General features: G+C 72.5%; 14 protein-coding genes. 10 read left to right on the top strand and 4 right to left on the bottom strand.

All coding sequences use genetic code 11. From position 1 onward, the window contains the following. Positions 1-99 precede the first annotated feature (99 nt). From P3T41_RS15995 to P3T41_RS15965, 7 genes are all read left to right on the top strand, one after another. On the top strand, positions 100-669 hold the full coding sequence (locus P3T41_RS15995) for a Rieske (2Fe-2S) protein (RefSeq protein WP_280690515.1): 570 nt from the start codon (positions 100-102) through the stop codon (positions 667-669). A 197-nt stretch (positions 670-866) separates the two neighbouring features. Beyond that, positions 867-1,661, top strand: a complete 795-nt coding sequence (lepB, locus tag P3T41_RS15990; protein ID WP_348533657.1) for a signal peptidase I — start codon at positions 867-869, stop codon at positions 1,659-1,661. A gap of 330 nt (positions 1,662-1,991) precedes the next feature. Then, positions 1,992-3,554: an RICIN domain-containing protein gene (locus P3T41_RS15985; protein ID WP_280690514.1), complete on the top strand. Its 1,563-nt coding sequence runs from the start codon at positions 1,992-1,994 to the stop codon at positions 3,552-3,554. Between the two features lie 268 nt (positions 3,555-3,822). Then, positions 3,823-5,655, top strand: a complete 1,833-nt coding sequence (locus P3T41_RS15980; RefSeq protein ID WP_280690513.1) for a hypothetical protein — start codon at positions 3,823-3,825, stop codon at positions 5,653-5,655. A gap of 194 nt (positions 5,656-5,849) precedes the next feature. Beyond that, the gene (locus P3T41_RS15975) at positions 5,850-6,863 is read left to right on the top strand and encodes a CAP domain-containing protein (protein ID WP_280690512.1); all 1,014 of its coding nucleotides are present in this window, start codon (positions 5,850-5,852) and stop codon (positions 6,861-6,863) included. Between the two features lie 206 nt (positions 6,864-7,069). Further along, positions 7,070-7,996 carry a Gfo/Idh/MocA family oxidoreductase gene (locus P3T41_RS15970; protein ID WP_280690511.1) on the top strand — a complete coding sequence of 309 codons (927 nt, stop codon included), beginning with the start codon at positions 7,070-7,072 and terminating at the stop codon, positions 7,994-7,996. A 179-nt stretch (positions 7,997-8,175) separates the two neighbouring features. After that, positions 8,176-8,520, top strand: a complete 345-nt coding sequence (locus P3T41_RS15965) for a hypothetical protein (RefSeq protein WP_280690510.1) — start codon at positions 8,176-8,178, stop codon at positions 8,518-8,520. A 47-nt stretch (positions 8,521-8,567) separates the two neighbouring features. Here P3T41_RS15965 and P3T41_RS15960 read toward each other — a convergent pair whose 3' ends face one another. After that, positions 8,568-10,532 carry a S9 family peptidase gene (locus tag P3T41_RS15960; protein ID WP_280690509.1) on the bottom strand — a complete coding sequence of 655 codons (1,965 nt, stop codon included), beginning with the start codon at positions 10,530-10,532 and terminating at the stop codon, positions 8,568-8,570. A gap of 214 nt (positions 10,533-10,746) precedes the next feature. On the opposite strand from P3T41_RS15960, the gene P3T41_RS15955 reads away from it, so the two are divergent. From P3T41_RS15955 to P3T41_RS15945, 3 genes are read left to right on the top strand one after another with little or no spacing between them, the layout of a single operon-like run. Continuing rightward, the gene (locus tag P3T41_RS15955) at positions 10,747-11,211 is read left to right on the top strand and encodes a cytochrome P450 (protein ID WP_280690631.1); all 465 of its coding nucleotides are present in this window, start codon (positions 10,747-10,749) and stop codon (positions 11,209-11,211) included. Positions 11,212-11,263: 52 nt separating this feature from the next. After that, positions 11,264-11,992, top strand: coding sequence for a lipase family protein (locus P3T41_RS15950; RefSeq protein WP_280690508.1), 729 nt, complete (start codon positions 11,264-11,266; stop codon positions 11,990-11,992). Positions 11,993-12,033: 41 nt separating this feature from the next. After that, a complete protein-coding gene (locus P3T41_RS15945) occupies positions 12,034-12,591 on the top strand; it encodes a lipase family protein (protein WP_280690507.1) in 558 nt (185 codons plus the stop codon). 22 nt (positions 12,592-12,613) lie between these two features. On the opposite strand, the gene P3T41_RS15940 is transcribed toward P3T41_RS15945, so the two are convergent. From P3T41_RS15940 to P3T41_RS15930, 3 genes are all read right to left on the bottom strand, one after another. Beyond that, positions 12,614-12,997, bottom strand: coding sequence for a VOC family protein (locus P3T41_RS15940; RefSeq protein WP_280690506.1), 384 nt, complete (start codon positions 12,995-12,997; stop codon positions 12,614-12,616). 159 nt (positions 12,998-13,156) lie between these two features. Next, positions 13,157-13,897, bottom strand: a complete 741-nt coding sequence (locus P3T41_RS15935) for an alpha/beta hydrolase (RefSeq protein WP_280690505.1) — start codon at positions 13,895-13,897, stop codon at positions 13,157-13,159. Between the two features lie 198 nt (positions 13,898-14,095). Continuing rightward, positions 14,096-14,992 carry a TIGR03621 family F420-dependent LLM class oxidoreductase gene (locus P3T41_RS15930; protein WP_280690504.1) on the bottom strand — a complete coding sequence of 299 codons (897 nt, stop codon included), beginning with the start codon at positions 14,990-14,992 and terminating at the stop codon, positions 14,096-14,098. Positions 14,993-15,072: the final 80 nt, after the last annotated feature.

The following is a 15,072-nucleotide window of genomic DNA, read 5'->3' as shown; positions in this document are numbered from 1 at the left end:
GTCCCGTTGATGGCTCAAGCACAGTGCTCTTCAGCCCAGTTGGCCCACCGCAACGGTTCTGGCGCTCATTGACCGCCAGCTTTCGAGAAAGCGATCCCCATGTCCGAGAACACGGCCGCCGAAGCGCGGCAGTCCACCCCCTCCCGCCGTGCAGTGCTCTGCGGAACCGCCGGTATCGGCGGTGCGGCGGCACTGGCCCTGTGCGGTTGTTCGTCGTCCGCGTCAGACGGATCCGGCTCGATGGGCGCCGGGAACGCCGCCACTCCCACCGCCATGGGTGCGGGCGGCCCCGCAACCGGCTCCTCGGCCGCCGCCGGCTCCCCCTCGCCCGGCAGTGCCGCCGCGAACGGTACGGCCGACCCGTCGATGTCCGGCGGCCCCACCGTGCTCGGCAAGGCGATGGACGTTCCGGTCGGCGGTGGCGTCGTCTTCCCCGCCGCCAAGGTGGTGGTCACCCAGGCGACCGCGGGGCAGTACAAGGCGTTCAGCGCGGTCTGCACCCACAAGGGCTGCACCGTCTCCAGCGTCGCCGACGGAGTCATCAAGTGCCCCTGCCACGGCAGTACCTTCAAGATCGCCGATGGCTCGGTCGTCGGGGGACCGGCGATGTCCGCGCTGCCCACGGTCGGGGTCAAGGTCGACGGCGGCAACCTGGTGCTGGGCGACTGATCCGCCCGCGGTCCGGTGGCGCGAGAACGCACGAACCATGCGCGGAGCGGTCGGGTTCCGCCCGGTAGCAAGGGTTGGTGACCGTGGAGACGTCCGAGGTGGTGTCGGGAGCCGCGTCGGGGTCACGCGCCGTCAGGGGACGTGTGGAGCGGCGCCGCAGCGCGCGCCGGGCGGCCCGCCGACGGAAGCGTTCCCTCGTGCGCGAGCTGCCGGTGATCGCGATGGCGGCACTGGTGATGGCCCTGCTGCTCAAGACCTTCCTGGTGCAGGTGTTCGTGATTCCCTCGGGCTCGATGGAGAACACCATCGACGTCGGCGACCGGGTCATGGTGGACAGACTCACCCCGTGGTTCGGCGGCGGGCTGCGGCGCGGCGACGTGGTGGTGTTCAAGGACCCCGGTGGCTGGCTGGAACCCGGCCGGCAGAACGCCTCGGACCCACCGGTGCTGCGCGGGGTGAAGGAGGCGTTCTCCTACGTCGGCCTGCTGCCCTCGGACAGCGGGCAGGATCTGATCAAGCGGGTGATCGGGGTCGGCGGGGACACCGTGGCCTGCTGCGACGCCCACGGCCGGATCACCGTCAACGGCACCGGGATCAACGAGCCCTACCTCGCCGACGGCAACGTGCCCTCCCGACTCACCTTTCGCGTCACCGTGCCCGAGGGGCGGCTCTGGGTGATGGGTGACCACCGTGACGTGTCCGCCGACTCGCGCTATCACATGCGGAGTCCAGGCCAGGGGACCATCCCGCTGGCGAACGTGGTCGGCCGAGCGATCGCGATCGCCTGGCCCGTCTCGCGCGTCCAGCCGCTGGACACCCCGGCCGCACCGTCCTCGCTGCCGGCCGCCATCGGACCCGGGACCGCTCGCCGACCGCTCGGTCTCGACCCGCCCCTGCGGCAACCCCGGCCCACCGTCGGCCTGTTGGGAGCCCTCCCGTGCCCGGTGCGGCGGCGGCCGGCGGTTCGGCGGCGCGAGCGGTGCACCGGCTGAGCAGGAACACGCCCCACGTGCAACTGCGCAATGCCGCGACCGGGTTGTGCCTGGCCAACGCTGTTCAACGGCTCACCGGCCGCACCGAGGGAGTTTGGCAAAACTCCGGCAAAACGCCGGGATGCCCACCCGCAGGCCTACTCTTCTTTCCCTGTCGGGTGTCCCGGCGCGGCTCGCTCAGCGTCGCGTACGGGTCCCCGACCCAGCCGCACGATGAGCGGGGCAGGCTCCGGCCGCGCACCCGGCGGACCGGCGGGCGCCCTGCCGAGCACGGCATCGCTCCCGTCCCGCACCCTGCTGAAGGTGGGAGAGCAGTTGTCAGGCACGCCGATGGGCAGTCCTTCCGACGCCGTTCTGCTCGCGATCCTCCAGGCGGGGGCGCAGCCGTCGGTGGATCAACCGGTGCAGGGGGACCCGTCGTCGGGCGGTGTCGAGCCCACGGACCCCCTTGCCGAACTGCGCTTGCGTCATACGTCGGCCCTGCTCTGCTACGCCCGGTTGGCCGACGGCGACGGCGACCCGGCCCAGCTCGTGGACATGGCGTTCCAACGGGCGCTGTCCGGAGAACACTCGGGCGCCCTGCGGTACCGGTTGCTCGAACTCGTCCAGCAGTGCGCCCCGAGTCCAGCGCCGGCCGGCACGGGCCTGCCGCTGACCCGACGCGTCTTCACCGCACTGCCCGGGGTCACGCAGGCCCTGCTGTGGCACGTCCTGGTGGAGCAGGACGATCCCGAGCACGTGGGTGTGCTGCTGGATCTCGAACCCGACGAGGTGCCCGACCTGTGCGCCGACGCGTTGGGCCGGCTGCGCACCTCCTACCTGCGGGCGTTCACGGGTTGGGTGCCGCAGGAGACCTGCCGCCGGTTCACCGGTCTGCTGGACGCCGCCACCCGGCCCGTCGATCCCCGGGTGGACGAGGACTTCGAGCGGCACGTCAGCGGATGCCACGACTGCCGCCTGGCGCGCGGGGATCTGGAGGGCCTGAACGCGCGCCCCGGCCCGGTCCTGGCGCGTGGGTTGCTGCCGTGGGGCGGGGCCTACGTCGCCGCCCGGACCCTGCGCGCCGGCGACGTCCCGGCGCGGTCCGGCACACCTGCCGCGGCGGGCCTCCCGGCCGTCGCAGCCGCGCAGGAGTCGGTCACGAGGCGACCAGCGGCCCAGGCCCCGCGCGTTCCCCGTCGTGGCGCGCAGCCGTCCGACCGTGCGGCCGGCCGGCCGCACGACCCGGTGACGGCGGCGGCCCGACGTCCGTGCGGTCCGGCCCGGCGGGCGGTGGCGAGCGGTGTGGCGTTGGCCGCCATGCTGCTGGGCCTCGTGGTGGCCGGTACCGTGAGCGCCCTGCTGCCCCGCAGTGGCGGGGCCGTGGTCACGGTCTCCGCCGCGGCGGACGGTCCGCCGGCTGTCGGCGCGGTCTCGCCCCCTTCCTTCCCCACCACGTCCCCAGCCCACCAGGGTTACACCTACGTCCAGTTGGTCAACGCCGGGTCGGGTCTGTGCCTCGACGTCCGGGACGGGGTCCTGCGGGCGGGCGCGGACGTCGTGCTGAACCCCTGCACCGGGGACCCGATCCAGAAGTGGGCCGTCAGCCGCGGCGGGGTGATCCGCAACCTGGCCGACCCCACCTACTGCCTGGCCTCCGACACCGGTGCCAACGGTGCCGCCGGGATCTGGCCGTGCTTCGCCGCGGGCGTTCCCGAGCGAGCGGACGAGGTCTTCGCCATCACCGAGGCCGGTGCGATCCGTCCGGTCGCCGGCCCTGGATCCCCCTCCGCAGAAGTCGAGTTGGCCCCGGACGGCGACGATCCGGGCAGCGGCGTGACGGCGACCACGGTGAACGACGGGTCGTCCCGCGACTGGCGCGCGGGGGGTGCGGTGACCACCGCCGTCGGTTGAGCGGCGCCTTAGGTGTCCCTTAGGGAATCACCCGGCGGTGGGATCCGGCCCCGGACGCCTCCTACGATCGATCACATCGGCGTTCGCTCGATGTCGAGAGCCGAACTCCTCCTGTGGTCTCGAAGCTGACACCTGCGCGCCATTGAGCACCCGTCAGCGATCGGCCGTCGCCCTCATGGACGTGTCCCACCGTCATGGCACCTTCTTCAGAGGATCTCCCATGCCCCCAACACCAACCCGCCATCGCTCCCGTACCCGAAGCCGTCGGGTGACCACGCTCAGCCTCAGCCTGGCCGGTGTCATCACCGCAGGCGTCGCCCTGCTGGGGGTGTCCTTCGCCGCCACCACGCCGCCGGCCGCCCCGCCGGCCCAGCCCAACCCGAACTGCACCCTGCGGGTGCCGGCCAACCCGCTCACCGCCCAGGGCCTGGCCACGCCCTACAGGTTGACGGCCACCGATCCGGCCCAGGGCGCCTGCCACGAGTCGAACGCCAACCAGTCGGCCTTCGTCCAGGCCACCGTGATCGACCCGGGCACCGGCACCATCTCGGTCTACGACCCGCTGGTCATCGACAACGGGAGCACCCCGGCGGCCGCCCCCGTCGTGCCGACCCTGCCGGCCAACGCCGTGGTCGGCATCTGGTTCGGCTACAACGGCAACACACTCACCCTGGCCGGCCACACCGCCGCCGGAAACTGCGTGGGCGGCGTTCCGGGCGGGCAGCCGTTCGGCCAGTTCGCGTACTGCGACGCCCCCGCCTTCTTCACCGCGGCCGACACCGCCGAAGGCGCCGGCAGGCTCACCGTCCCGCCCCTGGGCACCGCGAAGGACGGCCGACCCTGCCTGACCACCCGCGACTTCGGCCTGGTCGACCAGGACCAGAGTGACAACGTCACCACCGAGTACCTGGCCACCACGCAGGGCACGATCGCCCAGAAGACCGCGAAGAACGGCGCCGCCCTCGGAGGCGGCGCGACGATGCAGCCCGCCGCGCTGCTCAACGGCAGCGACAACCTGCTGCTCGACAACTTCGAGGACCCGGCCCTGGGTTGTACCCCGTGGACGGCCCCGGACCTCGCCGACCCCGGCAGTATGGTCACCTCGCTCGCCCTCAACGAACTGCAGGCGGCCAAGTTCCAGGCGGACCCCGTCGCCGTCGTCCCGCTCAACGACCCGATGGTCACCGAGAACAACCAGCAGAGCCGGAACAAGACCAACCTCTACCGCGCCGGTGTCGATCAGCCCGCGCTCGGCGCCACCGCCAACGGTGACCCGGCCGCCTACTGCACCGACCTCGCCACGGTCGGCACCCGACGCATCAACCTGGACAAGCCGTTCACCTCCGTCGCCGCCTCCCCGCAGAACGGGCAGACCCTCTTTGACTTCCTGACCCAGCGCCTCGCGGCCTCGCTCACCAACCTCGGCTGCCAGCAGGCCGGTTCGACGCCAACCGCCACGCCGACAGCATCGGCATCGGCATCGGCCACCGCCGTCCCGACCGCGATGCCCACGTCCACCGGCCTGCCGACCGCGATGCCCACCTCCAGCGCCGCTCCCACCACCGGATCGACTCCCACCTCCAGCGCCGCTCCCACCACCGGATCGACTCCCACCGCCAGCGCCGCTCCCACCACGCCGGCCGGCGGCTGCACCCCGGCCCAACTGCTGGCCGACCCCGGCTTCGAAGCCGGCACCGCCCCGCCCTGGCAGGCCACCCCGTTCGTGATCGACAACTCCGGCGGGGAGCCGCCCCACTCCGGCACCTGGGACGCCTGGTTGGACGGCTACCTCACCCCGCACACCGACACCGTCTCGCAGCAGGTGACCATCCCGGCAGGCTGCAAGGCGAGCCTCAGCTTCTGGCTGCACGTCAACAGCGCCACCCCGAACAGCACCGCCGACACCCTGACCGTCGTGGCCGACTCGACCACCTTGGCGACCTACTCCGACCGGAACTCGGCCAGCGGCTACCAGCAGAAGACCCTGGACCTCTCGGCCCTCGCCGGCCGGACGGTGACGCTCACCTTCACCGGTGTCGAGGCCAAGGGCTCCTCGCGGGTCAGCTTCGTGCTCGATGACACCGCCCTCAACGTCTCCTGAGCGCTGCCACCCGCAGGTCCGTGGTGTCCCCGCCGTGCCCGCGCGCAGCGGGGAGACCACGCCCCGGCACTGCGCCCCGGGCCGACTCACCACGGCTGTGGACCCCGGCGCGAAAGCCTGTTCCAGGTTTTCCGTTATCCGCTGACGTCCTGGGGGTCTCCTGTCACGAAGGGCCGTCGATTGAAGGAGTGCCGATGCCGCAGTTCACCACCGGAGCCGAGTCGGTTGCGCAGCCCTGGGGCGGTGAGGGGCCGGCAGGCTGGCACGACCCGGGTGCGGCCGCCCGCAGGCCCGGTGGTGGGGCCCATCGCCGGGTCGGCAACGGGCGGCACCGGGCGAGGCGGGCGGTGCCCGGCGCCAAGCCGCTGCTCGCCGCGGTCGCGGTGGCGGCGACGGCGGCGAGCGCGGTGATCGGCGGCGGGGCCCTGACGTCCGGCCCGCGGGACGGCAAGCCGCTCTCGGCTCCGGAGCCACCGCCGGCGACCGACGCCCTGGCGAGCACCGCGTCCGGCTCACCTGCCGGGGCTCCTGCCGTTTCGGCGGCCCCGGCTCCGCAGACCACCGGACCCACCCGGCTGCCCGGCCCGTCCGCCAGCACGACGCCGGTGAACCGTCCCACCACCGCTGCACCGTCGAGCGCGCCCACGCCGGCCGACTCGCAGACCGCCGCTGCCTCCCAGACCCCGTCCGGTCCCGCCCCAAGCTCGAGCTCCAGCACCGTCGCCGTCCCCGCTCCCGTCCCCGCGCCGAGCTCCACCGCCGCCGGAGCCCCCGGCTCCGACCTGGACGCGGCTGCCGCCCAGGTACTGGCCGTCATCAACCAGGCACGCGCCGCCCAGGGCGTCGCACCGCTGCAGATGCTCGCCGGCCTGCGGACCAGCGCGGACGCCCACAACCACACCATGGCCGCGGGCTGCGGACTGCAGCACCAGTGCCCGGGCGAGCCCGCCTTCGGCGCCCGCGAGAACGCCGGCGGCGTGCAGTGGACAACGGCCGGCGAGAACATCGGCGAGGGCGGCCCGGTCGCCGGCACCACGGCCGCGATAGCCGGCATGGCCGTCGGGCTCACCAACAGCATGCTCGCCGAGCAGCCGCCGAACGACGGCCACCGTCGCAACATCCTCGACCCCGCGTTCCACCACATCGGTATCGAGCTGCTGCGCGACTCCTCGGGAACGGTCTGGATGACCCAGGACTTCGCCGACTGACACGCGCGGCAGGACGACGACGCCCGGGAGCTCCGCTGCTGACCCGGTTCTCCAACGCGGTCCTCGGGTGCACGGCCCGACCTCCACCGTGGCAACGGGAGTTGACAGGGCACCAGCACCGGCACGCACGCGTTGTCGGGCCCGGCCGGCGGGTCCGCTCCGGTCCGGTCCGCCCGGGAAAAAGGTGGTGTGACAGGCTGGCGGTCATGCGAATCGGACTTCTGGGCACTGGTCCCTGGGCGCGACGCGTCCACGCGGCGGCACTGGCCGCGCACCCCGAGGTGGAGTTCGCCGGCGTCTGGGGCCGACGGCCCGAGGCGGCCGCGGAGCTCGCCGCCGGCCACGGCGTGCCGGCCTTCAGCGAGGTCGACGCGCTCCTCGCCGCGGTCGACGCCGTCTCGATCGCGTTGCCGCCCGACGTGCAGCCCGCGCTCGCCGTGCGCGCCGCCGAGGCCGGCCGCCACCTGCTCCTGGACAAGCCGGTCGCGATGGAGGTCGAGCAGGCCGCGGCCGTGCTGGCGGCCGCCGAGCGCAACCAGGTCGCCGGCCAGGTCTTCTTCACCCTGCGCTTCGACGAGGGGCAGTCACGCTGGGTCGAGGAACAGGCCGCGGCCGGGCCCTGGTTCACCGCGCACGCCCACTGGCTGTCCTCGGTCTTCAGCTCGGGCGACAGCCCCTACGCCGCCTCGCCCTGGCGGCAGCGCAAGGGCCCGCTCTGGGACGTCGGCCCGCACCTGCTCTCGGTGCTGCTGCCGACGCTCGGCGACATCGAGCAGATCACTGCGGCGCCCGGCGCCGGGGACACTCTGCACCTGGTCCTGCGGCACGCGGGCGGCGCCTCCAGTTCTGCCGCGCTGAGCATGACCGCACCGCCGAAGGCGGCCGAGATGGCCATCGAGCTGCGCGGCGAGGACGGCGTGACGCGGATCCCCGGCTCAACCGCGGGCCCGGTCGCCGCCTTCCAGCGGGCCGTCGACGCGCTGCTGGCGGACGTCCGCGGGGCGGGCGCTGGCGCCGCGCGGGCGGGTGTCGCACCGTGCGATCTGGCCTTCGGGCTGCGGGTGGTGCGAGTCCTGGCGGCTGCCGAGGAGGCTCTGCTCACCCAGCGCACGGTGCGGGTGACCGCGGGCTGAGAGCCCGGCGGCGGGGCCCACCTCCCGGTGCTCCCGATCAGCCGGCCGGTGCCGCGCTCGCGTCGGCCTGCCGCTGTGGCAACGTCCGCGCGCGTTCTCAGGCCCCTGCCGGGCTGCCCGGCCAGCGCGCTAGAGTCCCTGCCATGCGATGGCGGGGCGAGCAGAACACTCGATGGCGTTTGCGGCAGGACCGCCTGGCGTGGCGGGCCAGGGTCAAGCTCGGGATCATCGACGAGCTGACCCCCGGCGGCCTGGGTACCGACCCGATCTCGTTCGTCCTCGCCCTTCCCGCGTTGCTGGTGGCCGCCGTGCTGGTGCCGTTCTGGCTGGTCGAGTTCGCCCTTCGGCTGCTGCTCGCACCGGTCGCGGCGGTTCTCCGGGCGACCGGCGTGGTCCCGTACCGCCTGGACGTGCTGCGCAACGGCAGCGTCGTCGCCACACACACCCCGGTGGGCCGACGGCGCCGTCGCGAGGTGCGTGCGGCGGCCTCGCGCACCGGACGCAGCTCGCTTGCCGCGAACTGAGGACGTGCGGATCATCAACTCGCCTCGATGCCCACCCTGGTACGGGCCTACAGCCAGCGGTCGTACCAGGCGCGGATGCGCCGGAGGGCGTCGAGTTGATGAGCGCGCTCGTGAAGCCCGTGGCCCTCTCGGGGGTAGACGACGAACTCGTGCTCGACGCCGAAGTGGCGCAGTGCGCGATGGAAGTGGACCACCTGGCCGAGTGGGACGTTGGTGTCCTGCTCGCCGTGCAGGATCAGGACCGGGGTGCGGATCCGGGACACGTAGGAGATCGGGCTGTTCCGGTCGTGGACGTGCGGTCCCGGCCCGTTCCAGCCGGTGCTGCCGCCGAGCGCCGCGTCCATGATTCCGTCCTCGCCGGTCCCGGCCTGCATGCCCCAGTCGCTGATGCCGGCGCCCATCACGGCGGCCTTGAACCGCTCGGTCCGGCCGATGGCCCAGGCCGCCATGAAACCGCCGTGGCTCCAGCCGGAGATGCCCAGGCGTTCGGGATCGGCGACTCCCTCGGCGACCAGCAGGTCGATCCCGGCGAGGATGTCGGTCCACTCGTCGCCGCCCACCGCGCCCGCCACCACGGCGGCGAATTCATGGCCGTGGCCCGACCCGCCCCGGGGATTGGCCAGGAAGACCGCGTATCCGGCGGTCGCCAGCCACTGGCCGCAGTCGACCACAGTGAGGGTGAACTCGTCGGCATGGCGGAAGTAGGGGCCGCCGTGGACCAAGGTGACGAGCGGGAAGGGACCCTCGTCCCGAGTCCGGCCGGCCGGCAGGATCAGCAGGCCGTCCAACTGGAGTCCGTCGGACGCCTGGTAGCCGAGCCGCTGCTGGACACCCCAGCGGATCCTGCGCAGTTCGGGACTGGTGTCGCTGAGCTGGAGCAGTGGCCCGCCCGTGGGTCCCGCGTGGACGTTCTTGGGCTCGCGCGCGGTGCTCATCAGCACAGCGAGGGTCTCTCCGGAGTGACTCGCAGTGAGCCCGGCCAGCGTGCCGGTCGCGCAGGACAACCGGTGGAACCGTAGCGACTGCGGATCGAGCCGGTACAGCGCGGTATCCAGCCCCTCGGCGAACAGCGCCAGCGGCGGCCCGTCGGCGACCTGCACCAGCTCGGTGGGGCAGGCGGACCTGCCGACCGTGAGATTGCGCTGTTCGACGGTCGGGCCGGTCGCCGGCGGGACCGTGTCGATCACGGCGAGCGCGCCCACCAAGTGCCCAGGGGTCACCGCCAGGTGGGCCAGGTGCCAGTCACCGTCGTGATTCCACCAGACCGGGGACCGGGCCTCGAATCCGACCGGACCCAGGTCCTGGACGGCTCCCGTCTCCGGGGCGACCAGATGCAGTCCTGCCGTCGTGGCGCCGGGATCGAGCTCGGGGGTGGCCCAGCTCAGCACGGCCAGCGGGCCGCCGTCCGGACGCTGGGTCACCTCCACGACATGGCGGTCCCCGAGGCCGTCCACGGTGCGGGCCGCGCCGGTCGCCAGGTCGAGCAGGCGCAGCCGGGTGACCGGGAGGTGCCGGCCCCAGACCTTCGCGTCGTCACCCTCGGCCTCCCGGCGTTCGTCCGCCGCGGTGGGCTCGTCCTCGGCGAGCAGCGCGACGGTGCGGCCGTCGGCGAGCGGGTGGTAGTCGCAGATGCCCCCGCGCCACCTGGTCAGGGCCGCTGCCCTGGCGATGTCCGCGCTGCCGTCCAGCGGGATCCGCTGGAGTTGAGCGGTGCCCCGCTCCTCGCGGTCGGAGGTGAAGAACAGAGAAGCCGAGTCCGGCGCCCACCTCGGGGCGGCGTCGCAGGCCGTGCCGTCGGTCAGCCTGCGCGGGGCTGCGCTGCCATCGGCGGCGGCGACCCAGACAGAGCTGTGCGGATGTCCGTCCCTTCCGCTGTTCGCGACCACGCCGTAGGCGACCAGGCGACCGTCCGGCGAGATGGCCGGCGCCACGGGGGCGGCCATGTCCACCACCAGGTCCGCGGTGAGCAGGTCGGTCGACCCGGGAATCGGTCGCGGTGCAGGGTGCGGCATGCGGACTGCCTTCCACTCGTCAGTACGACAAACGGACATCCTGTCGCACGGACGCGTCTGTGTCAGTCGGGTTTCGGAGGCATCGGCCGGCACATGCGCTCTCCGTTCCGGTTGCTCGACCGGCTGCCGACGCCGGCCAACCGCCGCTTCCGCCAGGCGTGTGCCACCGTGAGCCAGGTGGTCGAAGACGCGATCGCCGCCCGCCGTCAGCCGTCTGGACCTCGCCCACCGGGTGGTGGCGGAGACGTTGCGGTACTACCCGTCCGCGTGGTTCTTCAGCCGCACCGTCACCGCACCTGTCGAACTGGCCGGCAGCAGGCTCCGGCAGGGCAGCGCGGTGCTGCTCTCCCCCTACCTCATCCACCACCGCCCCGACCTCTACCCGGAGCCTGAACTCTTCGACGTCGACCGGTGGTTGCCCGAGCGCCGGGCCGCTCTGGCGCGCGGGGCCTACATCCCGTTCGGGGCGGGCTCCCGCAAGTGCATCGGGGACGTCTACGCCCTCACCGAACCTCGGCTGGGCCCTCAACTCACGCCGCTACCTGGAAGTCGACACCCTCCGCCTGACCGACAACCCGGCACTGCTCACCTCGCGGTCCGGGCCGGATCCGTCGCCGACGCCCACCGCCACCGAGCAGGCCGGAGACCCTCGGTGATTGTACGGATGGTCTACCCGTAGGTAACTTACTTCGCAGTCAGAAGTGGGACCCACCTCACGACTTCGGGGAGCCATGTACAGAAGATCTGTCCGTCGCCTGGCCATCGTCGCTGCCACGGCGATGGCGTTGGCCACCGCCCCGTCGGCCTGGGCCGCGACGGCAAGCAGCACCGCGAGCGATTCCTTCTACACCTACGACGGGAGCGCGCCACTGTCCGCGTTCGCGCCCGGCACCGTGCTCAAGACGCGGACGGTGCGGTACCACATCGTGGGCATCGCCACACCGGTCACCGCGATCCAGCTGCTCTACCGCACGACCGACGCCCAGGGGCGCCCGGCGGCCAACGTGACGTCGGTGGTGCGCAGCAGCACGGGTGACAGCACGAAGGCGGTGTCCTACCAGTCGTTCTACGACTCCCTGAACCCGCAGGACGGGCCGTCCCGAGCCATCGCCGGGAAGGTGACCCTGGGCGGCACGCTCGCCAACTTCGAATCCGCGGCCCTCTCGGCGCTGTTGCTGCAGGGCGACAACCTCGTCATCCCGGACACCGAGGGCCAGTCCGCGGACTTCGCGGCCGGACCGGAGTACGGCTTCAACACCCTGGACTCGATCCGGGCCGCGATCAACTCCCCGTCGACCGGCCTGAACGGCGCGACCAAGTTCGGCCTGCTGGGCTACTCCGGCGGCTCCATCGCCACCGATTGGGCGGCGGCACTCGCCCCGACCTACGCGCCCGACGTCAACGAGAACCTCGTCGGCTTCGCGGAGGGCGGGCTGCTCGTCGCCCGGCGCACAACCTGAAGTACGTCAACGGCTCCGTCGTCTGGTCCGGCGTCATCCCCATGTCGATCGTCGGGGTCTCCCGCTCGTTCGGCATCGATCTGACGCCGTATCTGAACAGCTACGGTCTCCAGGTCTACCACCGGCTGCAGAACGGCTCGCTCCTCGACGCGTTCGGCCACTACCCCGGCCTGACCTGGCAGCAGATCGCGAAGCCGCAGTACGCCGACCCGGACTCGGTGGCCCCGTTCGTCGAGGCGGTGAACAGGGTCAACCTGGGCTCGGCCCCCACCCCGACCGTCCCCGGCTACATCGCCCAGGGTGACGGGGGCGTGCTGGAGGGAACCTTCGCCGACCCGCCCGGCATCGGAACCGGCGACGGCGTCATGGTCGCCGGCGACGTGCGGGCACTGGCCGACCAGTACTGCGCCACCGGCGACCGCTCGATCAGCTACGACCAGTACGACCTGCTCAGCCACGTCGGAACGGCGCCGGTGTGGGCGCCCAAGGCGGTGTCCTGGCTCGACGACCGGTTCGCGGGCAAGCCGGCCCCGTCCGACTGCGGACACATCCCGGCGGGCAACTCGCTCGCGCCGGAGCGGACGGTTCCCCCGTCCTGACCGCCGGCCGGGGCGCACGCGGTCAGACGGGCTGGAGCCGGGTGTGCAGGAGGCAGAACACGTTGCCTTCCGGGTCGGCCAGGACGTGCCAGTTCTCGGTGCCGGTCTGGCCGACGTCGGCGCGCTTGGCGCCGAGGGCGAGCAGCCGCGCCAACTCGGCGTCCTGGTCACGGTCGGTGGCGTTGACGTCGATGTGGAGCGGGAGCTTCCCGGTCCGCGGGTCGCTGCTGGGGCTGAGGACGAGGGTGGGCTGCGGGCCGCCGAAGCCGGTGCCGGGCGGCCCGATCTCGATGCTTCCGTCGTCCTCCCGGCCGAGTTCGACGTAGCCGAGGACCTGGCTCCAGAACGCGGCGAGCAGGTCCGGGTCGGCGCAGTCGATGACCAACTCACTGATGCGGCATGCCATGCGCGTCAGTGTACGTGGACGACCCGAGATGGCTCTGTTCACGGCTTCGGGCACCACGGGCCCCTGCCGAGTCGGCAGGGGCCCGTGGTGTGGAGAGCCGGGACAACAACGTCCAGGCCGACGCCGCCTACCGGCTGCTGCCGGCCTGGCGGCCCGGTCTCACTTCAGGTGCCGAGCGAAGAACCCGGCCGCGTCGTCCCCGGCGAACTGCGGGACGCCGGTGTGCCCGCCCATGTTGGCGTGCAGCGTCTTCTCCTTGGAGCCGAAGGCGTCGAACAGGTCCAGGGCCGCCTGCCGGTCGTTGCCTTCATCGTCCCACTGCAGCAGGACGTGCAGCGGAATGGTGACCTGGCGCGCCTCCTCGAACATGGCGCGAGGCACGAAACTCCCGGCGAAGAGTCCGGCGGCCACGATGCGCGGCTCGACTACCGCAAGGCGAACGCCGATGGAGATCACTCCCCCCGAGTACCCGACCGGGCCGCCGATCTCGGGCAACGACAGGAGGGCATCCAGGGCGGCCTGCCATTCCGGGACCGACTTCTCGACCAGCGGGAGGATCAGGGCGTCGATGATCTCGTCGCTGACCGGCTCGCCGGCTTCCATGGCCCGGCGCAGGTCGGCGCGAGCCTGATCGGCGGCGGGCCAACGGGGCCGGTCACCGCTCCCGGGAAGCTCGATGGTGGCCGCGGCGAAGCCATCCGCCGCAGCGTGCAGGGCCCGCGCCACCAGTCGGGGGTACATCCTGTGCAGTCCGAGCGGGGGGTGGCCGAGCAGGATCAGCGGTGCCGGTGCGGTTGCGGAGGCGGATCCGGGCGTCCACAGGATGCCGGGGATCTCGCCGAGGGTGAATTCGCGTTCGAGGACGCCGTTGTCGAGGCGCTGCTCGGAAGTGAAGTGCATGGTCGTGCCTTTCGGGAGGGCTCTTGAACGGCGCTCCCGGACGACCTATCGCCCGACCGTGACCTCGGAGAGGAGCACCCATGTCGAAACTGCGTTCACGGGTACCACCTCCTCGTTCTCTCGCACGGCCTCCGGAAAGGTAGCAGGGGTCGCGGGGGTCCGCCAAACGAATTTCCGCCGGGTGGAGCGCGGTGGCGCTCACTCGCCGCGCAGCTCCTCGATGACCGGGGCGAAGGCGGCCATGGCGGGCTCCACGACGGTGATGTACGTGAAGCCGTACCGCTCCCGCTGCGCCCGCAGCTGGTCGGCCATCTGTCGCACCGTGCCGACGAGGAAGGTCGGCAGCTCGAGGGCCTCGTCCTCGGTGAGGTCCGGGATGGTGAGGTACGGGACGCTGCCGAGGGATCGCCGCAGGGCGGCCCGGCGGTCGTCGGTGACCATGACCGTGTAGATCAGGAGGTTCAGCTCGGCCGGCTCGGCGCGGTCGGCGGCGAAGCGCTGGTACGCGGCCACGCGTTGGTCCAGCTGCGCGGCCGTGATCATGATCGGCTTGCCGTTCGGGTCCGCGCGCCCCCCGGTGAACGCGGCGATCTCGGCGTGCCGGGCGGTCAGCTTGAGGACGCGGTCCCCGTTGCCGCCGATCAGCAGCGGCGGGCGGGGCCGCTGCAGCGGCTGCGGCGCGAAGTCGTCCGAGCCGTACCGAAGGTCCAACTCCTCGATCGTGCGCTGGAGATGGGTCACGCGCTCGCCGGGCGTGCCGAAGGGCAGGCCCGCCGCGTCGTGCTCCGCCTTCAAGTAGCCGGTGCCGAGCCCCAGTTCGAGGCGGCCGCCGGTGAGCTGGTCCGTGGTGGCGACCTCGCGGGCGAGCAGTGTCGGGTTCCAGAAGCCCGAGTCGAGCACGAACGTGCCGAGCCGGGGACGCTCGGTGGCCTCGGCCGCGGCGACCAGGGCGGGGAACGGCGCCGGCCTGCCCAGGTGGTCGGAGACCGTGATCACGTCGTAGCCGAGCAGCTCCGCTGTGCGGCACTTCTCGCGCCACTCGCCCCGCGCGGCCGGGGTGAGCAGGGTGACGCCGAAACGGAACGAGCGGGCCATGAATGCTCCATGTGCGTAGACGAATTGGCGGCGCTTGTGTCCAATCGGCAAGCACCGCCCGCCAGTCCATCACCTGTGCG

It is taken from the genome of Kitasatospora sp. GAS204B, assembly GCF_029892155.1.
In the GTDB taxonomy this organism is placed as follows: domain Bacteria; phylum Actinomycetota; class Actinomycetes; order Streptomycetales; family Streptomycetaceae; genus Kitasatospora.
Note: the sequence above shows the minus strand (reverse complement) of the source record. Positions and strands in the feature narration are given on the sequence as shown.